This is a genomic window from Roseimicrobium gellanilyticum, assembly GCF_003315205.1.
In the GTDB taxonomy this organism is placed as follows: domain Bacteria; phylum Verrucomicrobiota; class Verrucomicrobiia; order Verrucomicrobiales; family Verrucomicrobiaceae; genus Roseimicrobium; species Roseimicrobium gellanilyticum.
In genome coordinates, this window is sequence record NZ_QNRR01000032.1 from 1 (window position 1) to 1,266 (window position 1,266).

The 1,266-nt window shown below is 58.4% G+C and carries 2 protein-coding genes; both read left to right on the top strand.

Going from position 1 to position 1,266, the window contains the following annotated elements; translation table 11 throughout:
• On the top strand, positions 1–219 hold a 219-nt coding region (locus DES53_RS33660), incomplete at its 5' end, for a hypothetical protein (protein ID WP_211325773.1).
• A 69-nt stretch (positions 220–288) separates the two neighbouring features.
• The gene (locus tag DES53_RS32330) at positions 289–1,248 is read left to right on the top strand and encodes an IS110 family RNA-guided transposase (protein ID WP_113962475.1); all 960 of its coding nucleotides are present in this window, start codon (positions 289–291) and stop codon (positions 1,246–1,248) included.
• The last annotated feature ends 18 nt before the right edge of the window (positions 1,249–1,266 follow it).

A 1,266-nucleotide genomic window follows, 5' to 3' on the forward strand; every position in this document is an offset into this window, starting at 1 on the left:
CTTCACGGCAGCAAGCTGCCTGCGGAAAGCTGGAGCAAGCTCCAGCACTTGTATGTTCCATTTGTCTGTTGGTCTGCCGGTGATGAACTGGTAGATGAAGCAGTCACCCAGGGGCCGATGGCCATCGGCCCCTGGGTGGCGCGAGTGAGCACTACCAGCACTAGCACCGCTTTACGCGAGTGCGTTTTGGAGCCAGTGCCCTCGCGCCGTCATTCCTAACTCGAACCGTTGATTGAGCGGACTGGGCTTTCTTTAACCGGAACCCAAGCCAGCTCGCATATTGCAAGTATGAGTAAGAATCACCTCACTATCATCTACCTGGGTGTCGATGTTGCCAAGTTGACTTTGCAGCTCGATCCCACTCATCTGGGTGGTCTCTCCCAGGTGAACAACACTCCTGCAGGTCTCAAAACCCTGCTCAAAGCCCTTGGCAAACTCCAGCGCAAGACCGGTTCCACCGTGCATGTGCTGTGTGAAGCCACTGGCTGCTATCACCGCTTGTTGGTGGACACCATGCACAAGGAAGGCGTTCGTGTAAGTGCGCTGCACGCCCACCGGGTGCGCTCCTTTGCCCACACATTGGGCAAACATGCCAAGACCGATGCCATTGATGCACGGGTACTCACCCACTTTGGCCAGAGGATGGAACCCGAACCCACCGCCCCTCTGAACCCAGCGCATCGCCAGCTCCAAGCCCTCACCACCCGCCGTACCCAGCTCCTCGACATGCAGGTCATGGAAAAGAACCGCATGGAGAGCCACACCCTTCCCGAACTCATCAAACAGGCCCAACACACTCTCAGATACCTCCAAGGACAGATCGACAAGCTCAACAAGATGATCCAAGACTTCCTGGCCCAGACTCAAGAGCTCCAGCAACAAACCGAACGCCTCTGCCAGATGCAGGGCGTGGGTCTGGTTACCGCCACGGGTTTGCTGGCTGCCTTGCCCGAGTTGGGCACCTTGGGAAGGCGCCAGATCGTGTCACTGGCAGGTCTGGCACCACGAGTGCGAGAGAGCGGCAACTACAAGGGTCAGCGCACCATCGGTGGAGGCCGTGCCTCCGCGCGACGCTGCCTCTACATGGCAGCGCTGGCCGCCAGTCTCAGCAACCCCATCCTCAAGGGACTCTATCAACGCCTCAGAGCCAAAGGCAAACCCGCCAAGGTCGCCCTCACCGCAGTCATGCGACAACTCCTCACGGTGCTCAACGCCCTCTTGAAAAATCCTGACTTCCGCCTTGCGTGAAACACCGTTGCTCCAAAT

Excerpts from the sequence above, each read along its gene's own strand:
- DES53_RS32330 (WP_113962475.1), top strand. The coding sequence starts at position 289 with ATGAGTAAGAATCACCTCACTATCATCTACCTGGGTGTCGATGTTGCC.